At 63.6% G+C, this 19,766-nt stretch carries 22 protein-coding genes; 1 reads left to right on the top strand and 21 read right to left on the bottom strand.

Features of this window, described 5'->3' with window-relative positions; all coding sequences use genetic code 11:
* Nucleotides 1-40 precede the first annotated feature (40 nt).
* The 6 genes from ACEW8G_RS11720 to ACEW8G_RS11695 form a co-directional block, all read right to left on the bottom strand.
* Entirely contained in the window at nt 41-838 is a 798-nt protein-coding gene (locus ACEW8G_RS11720) for a sugar phosphate isomerase/epimerase family protein (protein WP_373488600.1), read from the bottom strand.
* Nucleotides 835-1,632: an SDR family NAD(P)-dependent oxidoreductase gene (locus tag ACEW8G_RS11715; RefSeq protein ID WP_373488599.1), complete on the bottom strand. Its 798-nt coding sequence runs from the start codon at nt 1,630-1,632 to the stop codon at nt 835-837. Before ACEW8G_RS11715 ends, ACEW8G_RS11720 begins: the two co-directional genes overlap by 4 nt.
* Nucleotides 1,629-1,997 carry a putative quinol monooxygenase gene (locus ACEW8G_RS11710; RefSeq protein WP_373488598.1) on the bottom strand — a complete coding sequence of 123 codons (369 nt, stop codon included), beginning with the start codon at nt 1,995-1,997 and terminating at the stop codon, nt 1,629-1,631. The genes ACEW8G_RS11715 and ACEW8G_RS11710 overlap by 4 nt, the downstream gene beginning before the upstream one ends.
* Nucleotides 1,994-2,404, bottom strand: a complete 411-nt coding sequence (locus ACEW8G_RS11705) for an SgcJ/EcaC family oxidoreductase (protein ID WP_373488597.1) — start codon at nt 2,402-2,404, stop codon at nt 1,994-1,996. The genes ACEW8G_RS11710 and ACEW8G_RS11705 overlap by 4 nt, the downstream gene beginning before the upstream one ends.
* A gap of 94 nt (nt 2,405-2,498) precedes the next feature.
* Nucleotides 2,499-3,884, bottom strand: coding sequence for an SRPBCC family protein (locus ACEW8G_RS11700; protein WP_373488596.1), 1,386 nt, complete (start codon nt 3,882-3,884; stop codon nt 2,499-2,501).
* A gap of 72 nt (nt 3,885-3,956) precedes the next feature.
* Nucleotides 3,957-5,174, bottom strand: coding sequence for an aromatic ring-hydroxylating dioxygenase subunit alpha (locus ACEW8G_RS11695; protein ID WP_373488595.1), 1,218 nt, complete (start codon nt 5,172-5,174; stop codon nt 3,957-3,959).
* Nucleotides 5,175-5,274: 100 nt separating this feature from the next.
* On the opposite strand from ACEW8G_RS11695, the gene ACEW8G_RS11690 reads away from it, so the two are divergent.
* Nucleotides 5,275-5,826, top strand: coding sequence for a VOC family protein (locus ACEW8G_RS11690; protein WP_373488594.1), 552 nt, complete (start codon nt 5,275-5,277; stop codon nt 5,824-5,826).
* 42 nt (nt 5,827-5,868) lie between these two features.
* Here ACEW8G_RS11690 and ACEW8G_RS11685 read toward each other — a convergent pair whose 3' ends face one another.
* The 15 genes from ACEW8G_RS11685 to ACEW8G_RS11615 all read right to left on the bottom strand — a co-directional run.
* On the bottom strand, nt 5,869-6,684 hold the full coding sequence (locus ACEW8G_RS11685; RefSeq protein WP_373488593.1) for a LuxR C-terminal-related transcriptional regulator: 816 nt from the start codon (nt 6,682-6,684) through the stop codon (nt 5,869-5,871).
* A 144-nt stretch (nt 6,685-6,828) separates the two neighbouring features.
* Complete coding sequence (locus tag ACEW8G_RS11680; protein WP_373488592.1) at nt 6,829-7,737, bottom strand: SDR family oxidoreductase; 909 nt, start codon at nt 7,735-7,737, stop codon at nt 6,829-6,831.
* A gap of 178 nt (nt 7,738-7,915) precedes the next feature.
* A complete protein-coding gene (locus ACEW8G_RS11675; protein ID WP_373488591.1) occupies nt 7,916-9,124 on the bottom strand; it encodes an acyl-CoA dehydrogenase family protein in 1,209 nt (402 codons plus the stop codon).
* Nucleotides 9,125-9,127: 3 nt separating this feature from the next.
* Complete coding sequence (locus ACEW8G_RS11670; RefSeq protein WP_373488590.1) at nt 9,128-9,877, bottom strand: ThuA domain-containing protein; 750 nt, start codon at nt 9,875-9,877, stop codon at nt 9,128-9,130.
* 16 nt (nt 9,878-9,893) lie between these two features.
* A complete protein-coding gene (locus tag ACEW8G_RS11665; protein ID WP_373488589.1) occupies nt 9,894-10,676 on the bottom strand; it encodes an SDR family NAD(P)-dependent oxidoreductase in 783 nt (260 codons plus the stop codon).
* Between the two features lie 2 nt (nt 10,677-10,678).
* Nucleotides 10,679-11,824, bottom strand: a complete 1,146-nt coding sequence (locus tag ACEW8G_RS11660; RefSeq protein WP_373488588.1) for a thiolase family protein — start codon at nt 11,822-11,824, stop codon at nt 10,679-10,681.
* Nucleotides 11,821-12,222 (bottom strand): Zn-ribbon domain-containing OB-fold protein, encoded by a 402-nt coding sequence (locus ACEW8G_RS11655; protein WP_373488587.1) that lies wholly within the window; start codon nt 12,220-12,222, stop codon nt 11,821-11,823. Before ACEW8G_RS11655 ends, ACEW8G_RS11660 begins: the two co-directional genes overlap by 4 nt.
* A complete protein-coding gene (locus ACEW8G_RS11650; RefSeq protein WP_373488586.1) occupies nt 12,219-13,310 on the bottom strand; it encodes an acyl-CoA dehydrogenase family protein in 1,092 nt (363 codons plus the stop codon). Before ACEW8G_RS11650 ends, ACEW8G_RS11655 begins: the two co-directional genes overlap by 4 nt.
* Entirely contained in the window at nt 13,307-14,545 is a 1,239-nt protein-coding gene (locus tag ACEW8G_RS11645; RefSeq protein WP_373488585.1) for a cytochrome P450, read from the bottom strand. The genes ACEW8G_RS11650 and ACEW8G_RS11645 overlap by 4 nt, the downstream gene beginning before the upstream one ends.
* 146 nt (nt 14,546-14,691) lie before the next feature.
* A complete protein-coding gene (locus ACEW8G_RS11640) occupies nt 14,692-15,414 on the bottom strand; it encodes an SDR family NAD(P)-dependent oxidoreductase (RefSeq protein WP_373488584.1) in 723 nt (240 codons plus the stop codon).
* Between the two features lie 83 nt (nt 15,415-15,497).
* A complete protein-coding gene (locus ACEW8G_RS11635; protein ID WP_373488583.1) occupies nt 15,498-16,511 on the bottom strand; it encodes an NADP-dependent oxidoreductase in 1,014 nt (337 codons plus the stop codon).
* Between the two features lie 72 nt (nt 16,512-16,583).
* Nucleotides 16,584-17,336, bottom strand: coding sequence for an SDR family NAD(P)-dependent oxidoreductase (locus ACEW8G_RS11630; protein ID WP_373488582.1), 753 nt, complete (start codon nt 17,334-17,336; stop codon nt 16,584-16,586).
* Nucleotides 17,333-18,097 carry an SDR family NAD(P)-dependent oxidoreductase gene (locus ACEW8G_RS11625; RefSeq protein ID WP_373488581.1) on the bottom strand — a complete coding sequence of 255 codons (765 nt, stop codon included), beginning with the start codon at nt 18,095-18,097 and terminating at the stop codon, nt 17,333-17,335. The genes ACEW8G_RS11630 and ACEW8G_RS11625 overlap by 4 nt, the downstream gene beginning before the upstream one ends.
* On the bottom strand, nt 18,094-18,405 hold the full coding sequence (locus tag ACEW8G_RS11620) for a Rieske (2Fe-2S) protein (protein WP_373488580.1): 312 nt from the start codon (nt 18,403-18,405) through the stop codon (nt 18,094-18,096). Before ACEW8G_RS11620 ends, ACEW8G_RS11625 begins: the two co-directional genes overlap by 4 nt.
* Nucleotides 18,406-18,481: 76 nt before the next feature.
* A partial coding sequence (locus tag ACEW8G_RS11615) for a molybdopterin dinucleotide binding domain-containing protein (protein WP_373488579.1) occupies nt 18,482-19,766 on the bottom strand: 1,285 nt, incomplete at its 5' end.

Below are 19,766 nucleotides of genomic sequence, written 5' to 3'. Positions count from 1 at the left end.
TTTGGGCGGGCCCTTGCGCAGGTTGGCGCGCGGGATGCGGCTAGCCTGACAGAGCCTGCAGCCCCTGACGCGTCGCCGCCAGCAGCGCCGCAGCCCGCGCGTCCGGATCCCCATAAGCATCGCGCAATGCCTTGGAGCGCAATTCTATGCTCAGCGGAATCTGGGCGGGCATCGTGTCCAGCAGCGCCTTGAGCGGCAATGCCCCCTGGCCGACATCAAGCCGTAGATCGAGTGCTTCCTCGATGATCGCGGGGACATTTTCGGCGGCTGGGCCGGTCGCGGCGGCATCGCAAAACTGCGCATAGGGCAGGCGGTGCGGATTGATGCCGCGCAGCATGTCGGGCGTGGCGCCGGTGCGCGCAAAATGCAGCGGATCGATCAGCAGGCCAGTATCAGAATGGCTGCGCGCGATGATATCGAGCGCGGCGGCCAGGCTTTTGACTTCGGTGAACGCGGCAAACTCAAGGCACACCCGCATCTTTGCGGAGGCGGCGTGTTTAACGAGGCGCGCCAGCTTGTCGGCGGTCGCTTGCGGATCGGGGTCCGAGCTGACTACCAGCACGTTGCGCGCGCCGATGGCTTCGCCCGCATCGATGATGCGCAGGTGATCGGGGTCGTCCGCGCCCGGCTTCAGCCAGATGACCTCAACATCAAGCACGATGACCCCGGCGTCCTCGACCCGCCTGCGCACGTCCGCCGCAATCGCGCTCGTCCATGTCGCAGGCTCCACCCAGATGCCCACCGCCGGCCAGCCCGCCGCGACTGCCGCCGCAGCGGTCTGCTCCGGTGTAAACTCGGGCAAAACCCCCGACGCAAGCGAGAGCAGGTGGTCGCTCATTGCGCCTGCGCCGCCATCGCCGCGCCAACCGCTGCGGCGATCTCCTCGGGGCGCGGGTTACGCCGCAGCGTCAGCCCGCCGTTGGTCTGGATGTTCTGCCCGGTGAGGAACGTGCGGTCGTCGCACAACCAGAGCACGGTATGCGCGATGTCATCGACCGTGCCGATGCGTCCGAGCGGATATTCTTTGGCGAACGCCGCCTCAAGCCCCGGCGCGGCAAGCGCGCCAGCGGCCATCGGCGTTGCGGTAAGCCCCGGCGATACGATGTTGGCGCGGATCCCCTGCGGCCCGTACTGGTTGGCAAAGCAGCGGATCAGCGCTTCTGATCCGGCCTTGGTGCCGATATAGGCGGCGTGGTCGTAAATCGGGCAGGTCGTCGTCGCCGACGAAATCTGGATGACCGATCCACCGCCGGTCATCGTGCGCAGACAGGCGTTCAGCATGTGGTGGATGCCGATGAACTGCAGCGCCACCATTGACTGCAAGTCATCGTCGGTCATGTCAGCCCAGGGTTTCATCAATCCCCAACCGGTGGCATTGACCGCGATATCGACCTGACCGTGGCGGTTATGCGCGCCATCGAACAGCGCATCGACATCGGCGCGGCGGGTCAGGTCGCAGGCGCTTGCCTCGCCGCCGATTTCGGCAGCAAGCGCTTCGAGCGGCTCGGGCTTGCGGCCCGATACGATCACCTTCGCGCCCGCTGCAGCAAGCGTTCGCGCAATCGCCTGCCCCATGTTCTGCTCACCCGCCGCGCCGATGACGATGGCGGTTTTTCCGGATAGATCGGTCATGCGCTGGCTCCAGTCACAAAATGGGCGGTGGCGACACCGTCGGGGCCATAGACCGGCTCCTTCAGGTCAAAGCGGTATTTGCGGGTGTCGGCCTTCAGGATGGTGAAGCCTGCGAGATGCGCCAGCATGCCGCGATAGGCGTCACCGTCAAGATGCGCCTGCAGTTCGTCGGCGCTGTCCCACTCTTCAAATACGTGTACGCGGCCCTGATCATGCGGGTCGGCGCTCCAGGCATAATGACGGCAGCCCGGCTCGGCGAGCGCCATGGCGATCAGGTCGCCAGCGCCAGCCAGCGCCTGCGCGCGGTTTTCGGGCGGAAAATCGACCTCTCCGGCAATCACGATTCCTGTAAAGCCTGTGCTCATGGTTTGTGCGTCTCCCTGAGGATAGAAAAATGCCGCTCGGCAAAGCGCCAGCCGTCGGCGGTGCGGGCGTAGATATCGTTGTAAAGGCCGATCGGATGGCTGATGCTGCCGTCGGCCAGCTCCAGAAATTCGTGCGTGTAGACCCGGCCCGTCGCGCGATCGCCGTCGATGGCGATGCTGCCGACCTGCGCGAAAAACGCCACGAACGGGAAGCCCGACATGGCCTGCAGCCACAGCGCGACAATCGCCTCGCGCCCGCGCACCTGCGTGCCCATCAGCCCCCATTGCGCGTCATCGGCCCATGTCGCGCCCCACGCGTTGGCATCGCGGCGGAACACGGCATCGGTATAGCTGTCGATCAGCGCGCGGATGGCGATCTGGTCTTCGAGGGGGCCTGTGAAGCTCATTGGTCTTTCAACTCCTGTTCGCGCCCTGCGTGTTCTCGCGCGACGTCGAGCGATCTCACATAACCGTCGTGCGCAAGGGGGGGGCGATCCGGGCTTAAGGCAATTGCCCCGCCAGATATTTGTCCATCGTCTGGTGGAACTGGCGGATACGCCCTTCCTGATAGCGGCCCAGTTCGACCCGGTTGTTGGCAGAGGCGATCAGGCCTTCCTGCACATAGGGCAGGTTTTCCATATCCTGATCGAACACCTCGCCCAGCGCGCCCCATTCGGCAACCGTGGCCCAGGGTTCGTCCGCACCGAGGAAGCGCATTTCGGCGGCCTCGGGCATGTCGGCATCGCGGGCCTTGCGCGCCAGCAGACGGACCTCCATCAGCGTCGCGTTCTGGTCGGGCCAGGGCCGCCAGCGGTAGACGATGTTGGGCACGAACCCGCCCCAGGGCGAGAGGTTGGGGAAGATGTTATAGGTGAACGCATCGAGCATCTCGCTGTCCGATACGTCCGAACTGTCATAGCCCAGCGCGTCGAGATAATTGGCGCGATTGGTCTCTGCCATCGCCCTGCGCGCGGTTTCCCCGTCACTCAGCTTGCGCCCTTGCAGCGACGCTGAACGTCCAGATGTGCGGCTGAAGGCGGCAATGATATCATCCTGCGACAGGTTGTCTGCCGCCAGATGCGGGCTGGGCAGCCCGAACGGGGTCAACGCCAGATTGGCATGGTCACCCCACATCGAATAGCGGGTGTTGGCATCGCCGGTATAAGGCAGGATCTGCGGATGCGTGACGATGGAGTGCCAGGCTTCCATAAACGCCTCTGATACTGCCTTCCAGTTGGCGTTCACCACCTTGCCGATCCACAGCGCGGTATAGCATTCGTTGAGCCGCCAGCGGCTGTAGCGGTCGTACACTTCGTGGCCGATGTAATCGCGCAGCGACACCTGGCGGGTGCTTTCACAAACGAAGATGAAGCCCTGCCAGCGTTCGACGCGCAGTTCGGGCAGGCTCATGTCCTGCTTTTGCAGATGCTCGAAATCCCACGCGCACGGGATGTGCTTGATCGCGCCGTCATTCGCCCAAGAAAAGCCATGGAACGGGCATTGCAACTCGTCGGCAGAGCCGCTTTCGGTGCGCAGCTTGCGGCCGCGATGCAGGCAGACGTTGTGAAAGGCTTTTACCGATCCGTCCTCCTGCCGCATGATCAGATAGGACCGGCCGACGTTGTTGTAGACGACATAATCGCCCGGCTGCAGCATCTCGTCTTCGCGCGCCACCATCTGCCAAACATTGGGCCACATCCGCGCCTTTTCAGCCTCAAAGAACGCGGCGCTGGTATAGCGGTCGGCACTGACCGATCCGGTGCCCAGATCGCGCCAACTGTCATCGCGCACCTGCGGCGGAACGGTGCGGCTGTCGAGGTCCAGAATCTCGTCCACGGTGATCGCGGGGCAGCGATCAGCAGCGTAGCTCCGGCTCGGATTTTCCATGGGTCATTCTCTCCTTGCTTCATTCTCTTCTGGCGTTCCCCGTGTTTTCGCACGGGAAACTAACGCTATTGCTTACAAAGGCATGCCGACCGCGTCTGCGATATGCCTGTGCACCGCCTGCGGCGCGCATTCGTTCGCGCCGAGCACCACGTGAAAATCCTCTGGCGCGGTCAGCAGATTGGCATAGCCATGGCTTGCCACCCGGTAGTCCTCGGCCTGCACCACCTCGGCGGTGGCATCATAGGCCATCTCGCAAATGCCACGATAGTCGTCGCTGTGGACGCCGAACGGGGCATAGACGCCGAACTGGCAGCGCGTCTTGCCGACGCCATCGGGGAACAGCCGGAACACCTGTGTAAAATAGACCCCCGGGGTGATCGATCCAAAGAAGATGATCGTGTTGGGGAATAGATAGTGCACGCCGCCATATTCGGTCTCGGGCCAATCAGCCTCGGGCAGGCCGACCAAATTGCCCAGCGAATTGTCAGGAAAGTTGATGCGGTGGTGGAGGCCGAAGCGGTCAACCACGGCGATGTCGTTGTAATGCGTCTGGCCGATCGTCGAGGCGTGCAGCGCCGCGAAATGATAGCCCTCGCCATAGGTGTCGAGCGAGAATTTCCAATTGGATTGGGCATGGAGAATGCCCTTCTTCACCGGCACCGCCTTATGCAGCTCAAGCAATGCAAGCTCGTCGGCAAAGTCACCCAGATGCGCGGCAGCATCGATCGCCTCGCCTTCTGAGGCGCGCACGAAAATAAGGCCCAGATGCTCGGTGCAGGGCAGCGGCAGCAGATCGCGCGCGCCGATGTCGCATCCGGCAAAGCCTGCCTTGCCCGGCTGACCGATCAACCCGCCCAGATTGTTGAAGGTCCACGCGTGGAACGGGCAGGTCAGGCGGCTCGCCTTTCCGGTGAACGGCTCGGATTGCTCCACCAGCTTGGCACCGCGATGCGTGCACATATTGCGGAACGCGCGCACAATGCCATCCTTGCCACGAATGACCAGGATGGAAGGCCCGGCGGCATCGAACACCAGATAATCACCCGGCTGCGGGATATCGCCGGTCAGGCCCGCGACCAGCGGCTGGCGCAAAAACAGATGCTCGCGCTCAGCGGCAAAGCGCGCCCCGCCGGTGTAGACCGATTTGTGCAGCGGCAGCGGTCCTTCGGCCATGTCAGTGGTCTTGGCGGCGATATGCGTGACGATCTTGCGACGGATCTCATGGGCGCGCAGCGTGCGTGACGCCGCCCAGTCGGGCGTCAGGCTGTCGGTTGGATCGCGCTCGGCCATCAGGGGCCTCCCAATTTGATCAATGGCAATTTGGTACACCATGCCAGAAAGCGGCGGGGCAGGAACACTATTGGTTTAGTCAGTGCCGAAGGGACGTTGGATGAACGCTGCGCCTATCGCCGAGATCGGCACACCCATGCAGATCGCGTTCGTGCCCGATGATTTCGATGCAGCGCTGCGTCACTGGACGCAGATGATGGGTGTCGGGCCGTTCTTTGTGCTGGAAAACATCACGCTGGACGACATGCGCTTTCACGGCGCGCCATCGGATTGCAGGTTCACCATCGCGCTGGCGCAATGGGGCGATGTGCAGATCGAACTGATCCGGCAGGACAACGACACGCCATCGATTTATCGCGGCGATTATCTGCCGCAAGGCGGCGCGATGCACCATATCTGCCTGCTGACCGCCGACATTTCTGCGGCGCGCGCGGCGGTGGTCTCAGGTGGTGGACTGCTGCTGGTTGAGGGCAAGGTGGGGGCGGACGGCGCGGTATTCTACGCCGATTGCGGACCTGCCGAGACACGGCCCAATGCCGGCGCGGTCGTCGAGGTACTGCAACCCGCAAGCGGCAGCGACGGGTTTTTTGCGATGATCGCCGATGCGGCAAAGCATTGGGACGGGCGTGATCCGGTGCGGGTGTTGGGTTAGCCAAAGGCTCTCTCCCCTTCAGGGGAGAGAGGAGAGGACTTGTTAGTCGCTCGCCCCCAGATAGCCCAGCTGCCCCGCCTTAAAGATGGTCTGGCTGCGGTTGACCGCGTCGAGCTTTTCGCCCGCGCGGTGGATATGGTAGCGGATCGTCGCATGGCTGCGCCCCAGGATCATGCTGATCTCCTTGTCGGTCTTGCCGATTGCGGCCCAGCGCAGACATTCAACCTCGCGCTTTGAGAGCATACAGTCCGATGGAATGCGCCGCTTGGTGCGCATCACCATCACATAGCCCGCGATGAACCGGCGGGTCATCGCCGCCATCAGGTCGGCGTGCTTTTCAAACGGTTCGGAAAGGTCGGTCAGCTCCTTGTCGAGCGGCGTGAAGCTCACGGATCCGATCTGGCCGAACGGCAGGTGGATCGGCACCATGATCGCGGCATGGCACAATGACCTTTTGTAGAAATCGGTGAGGTCCATCTCTTCAAGATATTCATTGCGCCAGCGCCCGAACATGCCGGTTTCATTGCACCAGAACGGTTCGCTCTCATAGCGGCAGGCACGCGGCAGCGGTGAATTGAGCGCGAGGCGGGTGTCTTCCCACCAGCGTTCGCCATCGGCCATCCAGCCAAAGATTTCACCGTTGATGATCGCACCATCGGCATCGACCATCGGTTCCTTCGATGAAATGTCGTCGCATGCGGCAACGCGGAAACCGCGCGCCTGTGCCATCTCGTGCATGGCCAGGGCAGCATCGCGAATATCGTCCACCCGGCGGATGGTCACGCGCCCGGCCAGGGTGTTGACCGGGTTGTTGCGGCCCTCGGCGCTCTCGACGCGTTGCAATGGATGGTCGATCATGGCTTTACCTTTGATTCGAACAGGCTCCCCGTTGATGTAGATTAAGCCATCGCGCACCAAAACGCTACGGAATGCGGGATGACCGATGGGTTTTATCGGGCGATGTGACATTTCATGCGTGCATTTTCGGCAAGAGAGTGCCGGTCAGGTGGTGCGCTGCGCCTTGTCCTTGTCATTTGCACCGCGGATCATTGCCGCCATCTGTGCCCATTGCTCGTCGTCCATGCGCGACAGGCTCTGGTAGAAATTGCCCGCGTTTGCCTGATAGCCCGCGCCGTCGATGGCGATGGTCTGGCCGTTGATATAGTCCGCGCCCGGCGCCATCAGCAGCACCGCCAGATTGGCCAGCTCGTGCATCTCGCCCACCCGGCCCATGGGGTTGCCGCGATCGGCATTGCGACCCTGCAGCCCCTGCGCGTTGCCGGGGGACAACCGCTCGGTCATCCCCTTGGTGGGGAAGGTGCCCGGCGCGATGGCATTGAATCGCAGGCCATGGCGGCCCCATTCGGTGGCCAGGCTCTGGGTCATCACGTTGATGCCTGCCTTGGACATTGCCGATGGCACGGTGAATGGCCCGCCGTTCCACACCCAGGTGGTGAGAATGGCGAGAAAGTTGCCGCGCGCGTTTTGCGCAATCAAGCGCTTGCCGACATTGTGCGTGATGTAGAACGTGCCGCGAAACACGATGTCCGAAATCGCGTTGAAGCCATTGATGCTCAGGTCCTCGGTGCGGCTGATGAAATTGCCCGCCGCATTGTTGACGAGACCGGTGAGCGCGCCGTGGCGGCTCCAGATCTGCTCAACCATGGCATCAATGGCGTCCGGCTTGCGGATATCGCAGGCGTGCGCGACGACCTTGCCGCCGTGGCGGGTCATCAGTTCATCGGCGGCCTCCTCCGCCACCGCCCCGCGACGCCCGCAAGTGTGGACCTCCGCCCCCAGATACAAAAACGCTTCAGCCATGACCTTGCCCAGCCCGGTGCCCCCGCCAGTGATCAGGATGCGTTCGCCCGCCATCAGGCCAGGGCGATACATGATTTTGGTGATGTCCATGGGGGCTCTCCTGTGTGTTTCGCGGTGTCTGTCCAAATACTCCCCTGCAAGGGGAGGTGGCTGCGCAGAGCGCAGACGGAGGGGTGTCACCCTGTCGCCGAAGTCGATACCCCTCCACCACTGCGTGGTCCCCCTCCCCTTGCAGGGGAGGATTTTCGGGCTGCACACCCCATCACTCTCACAACCCCAGCACGGTCTTGGCGATGATATTCTTCTGCACCTCGTCCGATCCGCCGAAGATGGTCCAGGCGCGCGAGTTGAGATAACGGCCCGCCGCCAGTTGCGCATCGACCGAGCCGACCGGTTCGGGTGCCTCGTTGCCATAGAGCGGCCGCTCGTCCGGCAGTTGCAGCCCGGCGAGCCCGTGAATTTCCATCGCCAGCGTATCGAGCTCCTGCCTGAGATTGGCCGAAAACAGCTTGACCAGCGAGGTCTGCGGACCCGGCGGGCGGCCCTTGGCGATCTCTGCCAGGATGCGCAGTTCGGTGATCTCGAAAGCGCGTGCCCGCAGCCGCAGCGAGGCAAGCCTGCGCGCGATCACCGGGTCATGCCCGATGGCCCCGTTGACGCCGCTGGGCACCTCGCCCGCCGTCATCGCCAGCCGGTCGATATCGACCAGCAGCTTGGGGGCGAAACACGATCCGCCGCGTTCATTCTCCAGCAGATGTTTGGCGATGGTCCAGCCCTGGCCTTCATCGCCGATGCGGTTCTCGACACCGCTTGTTGCATCATCGAAAAACACCTGGTTGACCTCATGGTCGCCCGCCATGGTGATGATGGGGGTGACGGTGATGCCCGGCTGGTCCATCGGCACCAGCAAAAAGGTGATGCCGCGCTGCGCCGAGACATCATTGTCGGTGCGAACCAGACAGAAGATCCAGTTGGCGTAATGCGCGTGTGTCGTCCAGATTTTTGACCCGTTCATGCGGTATGTATCGCCCTGCAGCACGGCGCGGGTCGTCAGGCTGGCAAGGTCCGATCCTGAGCCAGGCTCTGAATAGCCCTGACACCAGTAATCCTCTGCTGAAAGGATGCGCGGCAGAAACCGCGCCTGCTGCTCGGGCGTGCCGAACCGGCAGATCACCGGCCCGACAAGCTTGAGCCCCAGAACGGGCAGCGCAGGCGCACCGGCAAATGCGCATTCCTTTTCAAAGATATAACGCTGCACCGGGGTCCAGCCCGGCCCGCCGTGCTCGACCGGCCAGTGCGTGGCCAGCCAGCCCTTTTCGTGGAGAATGCGCTGCCATTCCAGGCCGATGTCGGGTTCGACGAACACACCCGGGGTGCGCCGCGCGCCATCGATCAGCCGTGCGGTCAGGTGCGTTTGCAAAAAGGCGCGCACGTCGTGCTGGAACGCCAGCTCATCTGGGGTGAAATCCATATCCATGCGTCAGATCCCGCCTGTCCCGCTCGCCCAGACGATCGAGCGGCGGAGCAGTTCATAATAAACCGGATAGTTCCACGCACATTTTTCCGGGTGCGGATAGAAATCGGCCATCCCCGGCAGGTCGTAATGCCCGCGGCAATGGCCCAGCGTGTTGTAGAGAATGCCCCCCTTGCCGATCGCCCGGGTGTAGATCACCGGGACCACGGTTTCCGGCCAGTCGGCATCGACGAAGCCGGTTGCCTCGCCTGCAAAACGGGTCTGCGCCAGCGTGCGGATGTCGCTCATCTGCTTCATCAGATAAAGTTCATCGACGACATCGAAATCCTTGATGCCGCGCGTCACGTCATGGTCATCATCGGTGATCGTCACGGTAAACGGCGCGCCGATGGGCGGGTGTGCCTTGAACTGGGTGCCCAGCAGTTCCATCACGTCGGGGCGCTCTTCGGGGCTGTCCACCCCGGCATCAGTGAAGCGCAGGATCGAGTTGGTGCCGTGCAGTGCCAGCCACCGCCCGCCGCTTTCAAGAAACGCGGCAATAGCCTGCGCCTCGGCCTCGTACGGCATCAGATCGCAGGTATAGGTGACGAGAAACCGGCATGCCTCCAGCCGTTCGCCCACGCCATGATAATCATGCGCCACCGTCGTGCGAATATTGTCATGCTCGGCGAGCAGCTTGAGCATCTCGAGCCGCGCGAAATCGATATCGTGATATTTGCCCGCTGCGACGAAATGCGCGTCGATCCGTTCAGCCATGACTTTTGCAAACTCCTCAGCTGCGGAAACTGCCGCCGCCATCGACGGTGAAGTCGAGGCCCGTGGTGAAGCTTGCCTGATCGGACAGCAGAAAGACAATCGCGTTGACCACCTCATGCGCCTCGCCCACCCGGCCCATCGGGTGATTGGCGGCGAACATCGCTTCGACTTCCTCCACCGTGCCGGGCAGCGCTTCCAGATAGCGCTGGAACATCGGCGTGCGGATTGCGCCGGGGTGCACGGTGTTGGCGCGGATCGGCAGGCCCTTTTTGGCGCAATCGAGCGCGATGGTCTTGGTGAGCGCGGTCACCGCTGCCTTGGAGGCGCAATAGGATGCGAACTCTGCGCCGACGCGCAGCGCCAGCATTGAGCCAATATTGACGATTGCTCCCGATTCGCCCGACGCCGCGATCGCGGGGATCGCGGCGCGGCAACCGTAGAAGGTGCCATTGAGATTGATATCGATGGTGCGTTGCCAGCTGTCCAGCCCGACCTCGGGCACAGCGCCCGGTTCGGATATGCCGGCGATGTTGGCAAGGTGCGTCAGCTTGCCGAACCGGTCTTGCGCGGCTTTCACCGCTGCCTCCCATTGCGCCAGATCGCGCACATCGAGATGCACCGATATGGCCCTGTCGCCAAGCTCGCTGGCGACTGCGTCCAGCTTGTCACGCTGGATATCGCCCAGCACCACGCTGCCGCCTTCATCGACGATGCGCCGTCCGGTGGCACAGCCGATGCCTTCTGCGCCGCCCGAAATCAGGACGACCTTGCCCCGCATCACACCTGCCAAAGCATTCATGTTCATCGCTCCAGAATTGCCACGGCCGACAGGCCGGGCGCGCCATAGACATGGCTGTAAGCCGCTTTGGGCTTGCCCGGCACCTGCCGCGCTCCGCCCCGACCGCGCAGTTGCACGACATTCTCATAGACCTGCCGCAGCCCCGAAGCACCGATGGGTTCACCGCAGGCAAGGCACCCGCCATCGGTGTTGACCGGCAGCGCGCCGTTGATCTCGGTCCGACCTTCGGCAAGCCAGGCCTCTTGCTCGCCATCTGTACAAAAGCCGTTTTCGGCCATGTGCATGATTTCCGCGCCCGATTCGGTGTCCTGTAACTGGGCCACGTCAATATCCTGAGGGCCGATGCCCGCCGCCTCGAACGCCGCCTTGCTGGCAAGCTCGGTCGGCTTGCCGCCGCGCTCGATGCTGATCGACGGGGCAAACACCTCGAACGATCCGGGCGGGCGGGTGCGCACCGCGATGCTGGCGATCCTGATGCGGTCTGCACCCAGTGCGCGCGCTTTCTTGTCCGATGCGATGATCAGCGCCACCGCGCCTTCGGCGGGCGAGCAGAACATGTATTTGGTCAGCGGATCGTTGACCATTGGCGCATTCAGGATCGTATCGAGATCGACCGGTGAGCGCCGCCACGCGTGATCGCACAGGCTGCCGTTGCGGAACGCTTTCTCCGCAACCATGCCCAAGGTCCTGCGGCTGATGCCGTGCATCTGCATGTAGCGCTGGATTTTCAGCGCGAAGAACTGCGTGGTCAGCATCATGCCGGTTTCGCCATACCATTCGGGCAGGCCCCAGTCGCCCGGCTTGGCATTGAACGCGCCGCGCGGATGCTTGTCGAACCCCACCGCCAACGCGACATCGCACTGGCCCGAAGCGACGGCGTTGCGCGCCGATGAGAGCGCGCTGCCGCCCGTTGCGCAGCCGTTCGATACGTTGATGAACGGCAGGCCTGACAAGCCCAGTTCATTGACCATGATATCGGCATTGCCCGCGCCTTCGGAACCGCCATAGGCACATTCGATGTCGGTCCATTCAAGCCCCGCATCGGCGAGCGCCTGCCGCACCGCAAACACGCCCTGATCGCGCCCTGACCGGCCATCGGTGCGCCCGAAAGGGTGGATGCCTGCACCGATGATGTGGACATCGCTCATGCGCGTGCTCCCATCGGGCGAAACGCAAACGTTGTGCGCCCCTTCACAAACTCGGTGATCACCAGTTCCATCATCATCCCGAGCGACAGGCTGGCAAGCGTCGCATCAACGATACGCGTCTCGACGATCACCTCACCGGGCAGTTCGACATAGCCGACCAGATATGGGGCGAACTCTTCAGGCCCCGCATAGGGCGGCGACTTGGGGCGGAAATCCTGGCTGGTCCATGACCACAGGCTGCCCGTGCGCGAAAGCGGCAACGGGTCGAATTGCAGCGCAGCATCGCCGCCGGGCATCGGAAACACAATCTCGCCCGTTCCCCGGTTCCGTCCGCCGATCAGGCGCGGCGCGGCCTCATCGGTCCACAGGCCATCGGCTACGGGCACCAGCGCGTTCATGCCGCCACCCGAAAGGCATCAGGCGCATAGGCATCGAGCCCGGTTGCGCTATCGCCGAGCCATTGCGACAGCAAAACAACCCGTTTGTGCGCATGGCCGATTTCAAGCTCGTCGGTGGTGCCCATGCCACCGTGCAGTTGCACCGCCTCGCGCCCGATGTGAAGCGCAGCTTCGGCGATAATCGTCTTCATGCCGGCAATCTCGTGCGCGCTCCCCGATGTCACGGCAGCAATCAGCGCCGAGCGGCATTGGTCGACCAGCCCGTAGCAATCGACCATGCGATGCTGAATGGCCTGAAAGCGCCCAATGGGCTGGCCGAACTGTTCGCGCTGGCGGACATAGGCGAGTGTGTCGTCGAACAGCCGCTGGGCGAGGCCGGTCATTTCCGCCGCCGCGATCAGCTGCGCCATGCTTAACGCAGCCTCAATCTCGCTCCAGCTGAGCTGCAGCCTGGCGTCGCGCGCCACCTCGCAATTGCGCAGCTCGATAAAGGCTGCGATATTTCCGTCGATGACGCGATAGCCTTTGCGGAACAGCCCTCCGGCTTCGGCGGAAACGAGGAACAGCGCGGGCATATCGCCGACCAGAGCGCTAACCAGCACCCAGTCCGCCGCCATGCCCCCCAACACCAGCGTCTTGTCGCCCGACAACACGAAAACATCGCCGGATTCACGCGCGATTGTGGTGCGCGGCGTGATGCAATGCCGCCCGGTCGGTTCGAACAGCGCCAGCGCAGCGATCGCCTCACCAGCGCTCAGAGCATCGAGCGCAGCGTGACCTTCGGGCAGCGCGCCGCCGAGCAGCAGCATCGGCAGCACCGCGTTTTCCAGCCAGTTGTCCGATGATATGCGTATCCCAAAGCTTTCGCCCACGGCCACCAGATCGAGTGCGCTGCTGCCCATGCCGCCCTTGGCCTCGGCCAGCGCCATGCCGGTCAGTCCCAGATCGGCCATCGCCTGCCAGCGCGCCCGGTCAATGCCGCCGGGGCAGCTGCGCTGGGCCTTGCGCGCTGCGATATCGCAGTCGGCCAGAAACCGCTCTACCGTGGCCCTGTAAAGCAGCTGGCTTTCGTCATAATCGAAATTCATCCCGCCGCCCCGAAGCGGATCGGCACCGAGGTCGGGCCGCGCAGCATCATGTTTGGCGGATAGGCAATGGCGCTCTCGTCGGTCAGCGTGATCGCGGCAACGCGCGGCAGCAGCTCCTCGAACGCGACGGTCATCTCCTTGCGGCTGAGCATATTGCCGACGCACATATGGATGCCGCGCCCGAACGCGAGATGGGTGCGCGCGTTGGTGCGGTCGGCGATGAACGCATCGGGATTTTCGTATTTCTCCGGATCGCGGTTGGCAGCGGCATAGCGCATCATCACCATCGCATTCTTGGGGATGGTCACGCCGCCCAGCTCGGCATCGGCCTTCATCACCCGCCAGATGCCAGAGGACGCGCTGGCCAGCCGCAGGATCTCCTCGACCATGTTCGGGATGATCTTTGGGTTGGCCTTGACCTTGGCGAGCTCTGCCGGGTTGCGCGCCAGCAGAATGATGCCTTCGGCCAGCGAGGCCGTGGTCGTCTCATTGCCGGCGACCAGCAGCTGCTGCACGATCGACAGCAGCTCGCCGTCATTGAGCGGGCGCTCGCCTTCGACCTGCGCGTGCACCAGATCGGACAGCAAGTCGTCGGTGGGGCTGGCGCGCCGCGCGTCCATCTGCGCCTTGATCGCGTGCTGAAACTCGACGACCTCGCGCGCGCACTGCAGTTCGCGCTCTTTGGGCACCATCCCGCCAAGCCGGTCAACGAACGCATCAGTCCAGCGCTTGATTGTGCTGGTGTCCTCCGACGTCAGCCCCAATTGTTCGGAGATCATCCGGATGGGCAGCGGGATGGCGAAATCGCGGACAAAATCGATCTCGTCCCTGGCCAGCATCTCATCGATCAGATCGCTGGCGATTTCGCGGATATGCGTTTCGAGCTTGTTCACGCGCGGTGCCGAAAAGGCCAGGTTCACCAGCTTGCGGAACCGCGTGTGCACCGGTGGATCGGCGGTGAGCAGCGTATCAACCTGCGGCCAGCCGTTCTCGAGGATCGCCATGACTTCGGGGTCCTGCGAGCGCGCACCCGACAGGACGACCTGAAAATTGTTGGAAAATTCGTCAACGCGCCCGGTCGCCTCTGACACCAGCTTATGGCTCAGCACCAGATACAGGCCGCTCGCCGCATCATGGTAGACGGGCGCGGTCGGGATTTTGTCCTGATAGAATGCAAAAGGGTCGGACAGGATGTCCGGATGAAAAAAGCTCTGCTGCTCGGCCGCCACCGTCACTGGCCACTCCTGCGTTTAGGATTTGTCATGCCCTGTCATAGCGCGCCGGGGTGCGTGGCGGGATAAGCGAAAATGCTAGGATGAGCAGGAAGCTGTTCCAGCCGCGCTCTCATCGCTCGCTTCGACAACGATGGTTCAGGCGGCGGTCAACTGTGGGTCATTACGCCGCCGTCGGCGATGATGCCCTGGCCAGTGATAAAGCGTGCATCGTCGCTCGCCAGAAATGCGATGACATCGGCAATGTCCTCAGGCTCGCCCAGTCGCTTGAGCGCCGACTTGTCGCGATAATATTCCGCTGCTGCCCCGTTCTCGAGCATGCCGCGCGTCATGCCGGTGACGATGCAGCCGGGCTGCACGCAATTGACGGTCACACCATCGCTGCCCAGTTCCATCGCCAGCGAGCGGGTGAAGCCCAAAATGGCGTGCTTTGACGCGACATACGCCCCCAGCCCCGCATCGCCGTAACGCGACAGGATTGAACCGGTGTTGATGACCCTGCCTGCTTTGGAGGCGCGCAACATCTGCAGACATGCCTTGGTCAGCCGGGCAGGCGCGAGCAGGTTGACGTCGAGCCCGAACTGCCATTGTTCGTCGGTCAGATCATCCAGCGTGCCGACCGGACACACGCCGGCATTGTTGACCAGAATGTCGAGCCCGCCCAGCTGGCTCCGGGCAGCCTGCTCCAGTGCAGCGATGACGTTTGAATCAGCAAGATTGCCGGTGTGTCTTACATCGCCGCCCAGGCCTTCGCTGGTGATGTCGCACGCCAGCACGGTCGCGCCATCGGCCTGCAACCGCTTCACGGTCGCAGCGCCGATGCCCGATGCAGCGCCGGTGACAAGCGCCTTGCGCCCTTGCAGTCTGCTCATGTCCTTATGTCCTTCAGCTGGATTGGCATCGTTGGCCGGACCATCGCCGAACTGGAGACAGGCGACAATCAGGCTGCGCGGCATCAGGCGATTTTTAGGATCATCTTGCCCTGGTTGGAACCCTCGAACAGTCGCATAAAGGCTGGCAGGGCGTTGTCGAGCCCCTCGTCGATATGCTCGTCGACGATCAGCCTGCCTTCTGCTGCCCATGCCCCCAGCTGCACGGCACCTTCGGCAAAGCGCGGCACGAAATCGGCGACCAGCAGCCCTCGGATCGAGGCGCGATGGACGATCAGCTGCCACAGATTGCGCGCACCGACCGGCCCGGGCGCATTATACTCGCTGATCAGGCCGCACAGCCCGATGCGCGCGCCATGGCGCAGGTTGTTGAGCCCCGCATCGAGAATGTCGCCGCCGACATTTTCGAAGATCACATCAACCCCATCGGGTGCCAAAGCTCTGATCGCCGCATCCAGCGCGGCGCGGTCCTTGCCGCGATAATCGATGGCGTGGTCGAAGCCGTAGCGCGCGGTCAACCGTGCGCATTTTTCCGCGCCGCCTGCGATGCCGATGACGGTGCAGCCCTTGATCTTGCCGATCTGTCCGACCAGCGAGCCCACCGCACCTGCCGCGCCGCTGACCAGCAACACGTCGCCTGCTTTGGGTTCGCATACGTCGAGCAGGCCGAAATAGGCGGTCATTCCGACCGCGCCGAACAGCGAGAGATAGTTGGTCACCGATGGCACGGCGTCCGGGTCGATCGGCTGGGTAAAGCCGCCCAGCGTGCCGACCGAGTAATCCTCGATGGCATTGAGGCCCATCACCCACTGGCCTTTGGCAAAGCCTTCGGCGCGGCTGTCCTCGACGATGCCGATGGTGCTCGCGCGCACCGGCGCCCCCAGCGGGATCGGCGGCATGTAGCTGTCGGCATCGGACATCCAGCCGCGCATTGCCGGATCGAGCGAGGCATAGTGGTTGCGGATCAGGAACTGCCCATCGGCCAGTTTCGGCAGCGGCGCGCCCTCCAGTGCGAAATCGTCTGCGACCGGTGCTCCTTCGGGGCGGCGCTTGAGGTTGAACTGACGGTTGGTGGTCATGCAAAAATCTCCAGGGCTTTCATTCCTTAGCGCGCGGCTCTCGGGGAGGGGGACCGCCAACCGCAGGTGCGCTCAATCTGCACCGCGTCCGCCGTCGACCAGCATCGCGGTGCCTGTGACCATGCGCGATGCATCGCTCGCGAGAAATGCGGCGGCGCTGGCGATGTCCTCGGCCGTGCCGACGCGTTGCAGCGCATTGCCATCCATCACAAACGCCTTCACCGCGTCGCTGTCGCCATAGGCGCCGGTGATCATCTCGGTATAGATCACCCCGGGGTTGAGCGAGTTGACCCGCACCTTTGGATCGAGCTGGGCGCCCTCCAGCGCGGCCACGCGACTGAAGTGCGTGACCGCTGCCTTGGCCGCGCAATAGGCGGCGCAATCCTCCAGCCCGATCAGCCCGGCGAGCGAGGAGATGTTGACGATGGAGCCGCCCGTACGCGTATCGCGCATCATCCGCAGGCCGTATTTGGTGCCCAGCACCACGCTCTCTACATCGGCGGTCCACAGGTCGCGGAACGCTTCGAGCGTGGTATCGGGCAACGATTTGGAAAAGAATGTCCCAGCGCTGTTGATCAGCGCATCCACCGATGCGTGTCGCGCGGTGACGATATCGGCAAAGGCGGTCCATTCGCTTTCGGACGTCACATCGAAGCTGTGGAACTCCGCTGTGCCGCCAGCCGCCTGCACGGCGCGCACAGTATCAAAGCCGCGCTGCTGGCTGCGCCCGGTCGCAACGACATGATAGCCGCCGCGCGCCATGCGCAATGCAGTCGCGCGGCCAATGCCCGATGAAGCACCGGTGATGATGACGGTCCTGGTCATGTCAGGCTCCACCCGCCGTCCACCACCATTTGCGTGGCGGTCATGAACGAGGATTCGTCGCTAATCATGAACAAAATGCCCTCGGCAATGTCCTCGGGTTCCTGCGCCGCGCCAAGCGGCACGTCTGTCCAGTGTGCGGGATCATCCATCGCACCTGCGGGCAACGCGCCTTCGAGCAGCGGAGTGCGCGTCGGGCCAGGGCAGATCGCGTTGACGCGGATCATGTCGCCCTTGCGGCCCAGCTCCACGCCCACCGCGCGCGCCATGTTGGCCATTGCCGATTTGGCCACGGCATAGGCAGAAATCGCCGGGGCCGCGCAATTGGCCATCACCGATGCGGTGAGGATGATGCTGCCGGTTGCCGGCTTGCCATCCGCCTGTTGGCGCATCTGCGCCACCGCCTTTTGCATGCCGATAAAGCTGCCTTCGACATGCACACGGGTAAGCGCGCGGAATCGCGCGAGATCGAGGTCGATGATCGGTTCGTAATTGACGATGCCCGCGTTGGAGACCAGCGCGTCTAGCCGCCCAAAATGGTGCACCGCCGCGCCGATGGCATGGTCCCAGTCATCCGGATCGGTGACATCATGGGTCAGGCCAACGCACAAGCTGCTGGCGGCGAAATCCTGGATGGCCGGGCCGTCAATGTCGGTGGCAACGACAAACGCGCCGCGCTCATGCGCCAGCCGCGCGGTTGCCGCGCCGATGCCCGATGCCGCACCGGTGACCAGCACGACCTTGCCCCTGATGTCGAACATCATGCGGCGATGTCCACTTCGATCATGCCGTCGCGCTCGCGCGCAGCATAATGTGCAATGCCGCAATGCGCGGGCGGGCCCTTGGCAGCGCCGGTGGCAAGATCGAAGCGCGCGCCATGGTGCGGGCAAATGATGCTGCCGCGCCGGATGCGTGCGCCCTCCAGCGGAAACAGCGCATGGCTGCACAGCCCGTCGAGCACGTGCACGCAGCCATCGACATCGCGCGCGACCAGAAATGCTGCGCCCTCGACCTCGACAAACCGGGTGGTTCCGGGCGCAATGTCGGCGGGCGTAACTGGGGTAAATGGCATGCGCGCAGTGATGGCGTGGATTGCGATCACATTCAATCCTCCCCCGGCTTGCTGGGGGAGGGCCTGGGATGCCCCCTCAAACACGCAGCACCTTGATCGGGATGGCGCTTTGCAGCGCCTGGCCGGTAATCGGATCATAGCCGACGGTTTCGCTGACCAGCCGGTTGGTTGAGGCGCCGCGCATCGCCACGTCGTCCGGCCCTGCGTCAACATCGCCAAAGGCATGCGCCATCGAGACGACGCCGCGCCGCAATGCGTCGGATGCCTTGGCGAGCGCGTGCAGTTCGCCATGCGGCGAGACGATGCGGACCATTTCGCCATCGTCGACGCCAAGATCGGCAAGGTCATCCGGGTGGATGTGTGCCGGATTGGTGGTGCGCCTGGCTTTCAGCGCCGTGAGGTGCCCGCCGGTCGAGTTGAAACGGTGGCGGCTCCGGCGCGAGATCATCCGGAAGGGATAGCCGCTGTTAACCGGGTCATTCTGGCCATAAGCGATCAGCTGCGCGGGCAGATCGCCGCCGTTGAGATCGAACCGCGCCTCATGGCCCGGCTCGGCAGGCTCCACGATGGGATGTTTGTCACGATAGATCACCGGGCGGCCATCCTCGCTGTCGGCGCGCACCTGGCTGGGCGCAACCAGACAGCCCGCAACCGCCAGATCGAGGAAGCTCGCCTTGTCCGGGCAGGCATCCATCGGGCATGCGCCACCGGCGAGCTTCAGGCCGGTGCCGAGGCGACTGGCAAGACCCCAGAGCATTTCATACTCGTCGAGCAATCCCTCAGGGGCTGGCAGGAGTGCCTCGGCATAGCGGGCGTAGGGAATCTCATACCACCATTCGGACAGCGACGAGATGTCGTCGCGCTCGAGGCACATGGTGGGCGCAAGGATATAGTCGGCGCGCTTCGCCGAGGCGCTCTCGGCGCGCACGTCGATGGTGACGAACAGCTCCAGCCCGTCGATTGCGCGGGTGATCTTGTCCTGATCGGGAAAGGCGACAACCGGATTGCCCCCGATGCAGATCAGCGCCTTCACCTGGCCCTCGCCCGGGGTGAGCATCTCGTCGGCCAACACGTTGCACGGCATCTCGAACATCAGCTTGGTCAGCCCGCGAAAGCGCGATGCGGCATAGCCTTCGCCCCACAGCTTCATCGGCGGGTTGACCTGCGCGCGGCGCGGCGTGACCGGCGTGAAGATGCGCGGGATCGAGCTTTTCTCGCCCTCGCGGCAGAAGCGCCCGCACAGGATGTTGAGGCTGGCGACGAGATACTGGGTCAGCGTGCCGTGGCCCGCCATCTCCGGCCCGGTGCCGGTGCTGGCAGACCCCCTGGTGCCGCTCGCGAACATGCGGGCTGCGGCGACC

The sequence above is a fragment of the Blastomonas sp. genome (assembly GCF_041747255.1).
Taxonomy (GTDB): domain Bacteria; phylum Pseudomonadota; class Alphaproteobacteria; order Sphingomonadales; family Sphingomonadaceae; genus Blastomonas.
Note: the sequence above shows the minus strand (reverse complement) of the source record. Positions and strands in the feature narration are given on the sequence as shown.

Coding starts and splice junctions, on each gene's coding strand:
- ACEW8G_RS11720 (WP_373488600.1), bottom strand. CDS start 838: ATGAGCGACCACCTGCTCTCGCTTGCGTCGGGGGTTTTGCCCGAGTTT.
- ACEW8G_RS11715 (WP_373488599.1), bottom strand. CDS start 1,632: ATGACCGATCTATCCGGAAAAACCGCCATCGTCATCGGCGCGGCGGGT.
- ACEW8G_RS11710 (WP_373488598.1), bottom strand. CDS start 1,997: ATGAGCACAGGCTTTACAGGAATCGTGATTGCCGGAGAGGTCGATTTT.
- ACEW8G_RS11705 (WP_373488597.1), bottom strand. CDS start 2,404: ATGAGCTTCACAGGCCCCCTCGAAGACCAGATCGCCATCCGCGCGCTG.
- ACEW8G_RS11700 (WP_373488596.1), bottom strand. CDS start 3,884: ATGGAAAATCCGAGCCGGAGCTACGCTGCTGATCGCTGCCCCGCGATC.
- ACEW8G_RS11695 (WP_373488595.1), bottom strand. CDS start 5,174: ATGGCCGAGCGCGATCCAACCGACAGCCTGACGCCCGACTGGGCGGCG.
- ACEW8G_RS11690 (WP_373488594.1), top strand. CDS start 5,275: ATGAACGCTGCGCCTATCGCCGAGATCGGCACACCCATGCAGATCGCG.
- ACEW8G_RS11685 (WP_373488593.1), bottom strand. CDS start 6,684: ATGATCGACCATCCATTGCAACGCGTCGAGAGCGCCGAGGGCCGCAAC.
- ACEW8G_RS11680 (WP_373488592.1), bottom strand. CDS start 7,737: ATGGACATCACCAAAATCATGTATCGCCCTGGCCTGATGGCGGGCGAA.
- ACEW8G_RS11675 (WP_373488591.1), bottom strand. CDS start 9,124: ATGGATATGGATTTCACCCCAGATGAGCTGGCGTTCCAGCACGACGTG.
- ACEW8G_RS11670 (WP_373488590.1), bottom strand. CDS start 9,877: ATGGCTGAACGGATCGACGCGCATTTCGTCGCAGCGGGCAAATATCAC.
- ACEW8G_RS11665 (WP_373488589.1), bottom strand. CDS start 10,676: ATGAATGCTTTGGCAGGTGTGATGCGGGGCAAGGTCGTCCTGATTTCG.
- ACEW8G_RS11660 (WP_373488588.1), bottom strand. CDS start 11,824: ATGAGCGATGTCCACATCATCGGTGCAGGCATCCACCCTTTCGGGCGC.
- ACEW8G_RS11655 (WP_373488587.1), bottom strand. CDS start 12,222: ATGAACGCGCTGGTGCCCGTAGCCGATGGCCTGTGGACCGATGAGGCC.
- ACEW8G_RS11650 (WP_373488586.1), bottom strand. CDS start 13,310: ATGAATTTCGATTATGACGAAAGCCAGCTGCTTTACAGGGCCACGGTA.
- ACEW8G_RS11640 (WP_373488584.1), bottom strand. CDS start 15,414: ATGAGCAGACTGCAAGGGCGCAAGGCGCTTGTCACCGGCGCTGCATCG.
- ACEW8G_RS11635 (WP_373488583.1), bottom strand. CDS start 16,511: ATGACCACCAACCGTCAGTTCAACCTCAAGCGCCGCCCCGAAGGAGCA.
- ACEW8G_RS11630 (WP_373488582.1), bottom strand. CDS start 17,336: ATGACCAGGACCGTCATCATCACCGGTGCTTCATCGGGCATTGGCCGC.
- ACEW8G_RS11625 (WP_373488581.1), bottom strand. CDS start 18,097: ATGATGTTCGACATCAGGGGCAAGGTCGTGCTGGTCACCGGTGCGGCA.
- ACEW8G_RS11620 (WP_373488580.1), bottom strand. CDS start 18,405: ATGCCATTTACCCCAGTTACGCCCGCCGACATTGCGCCCGGAACCACC.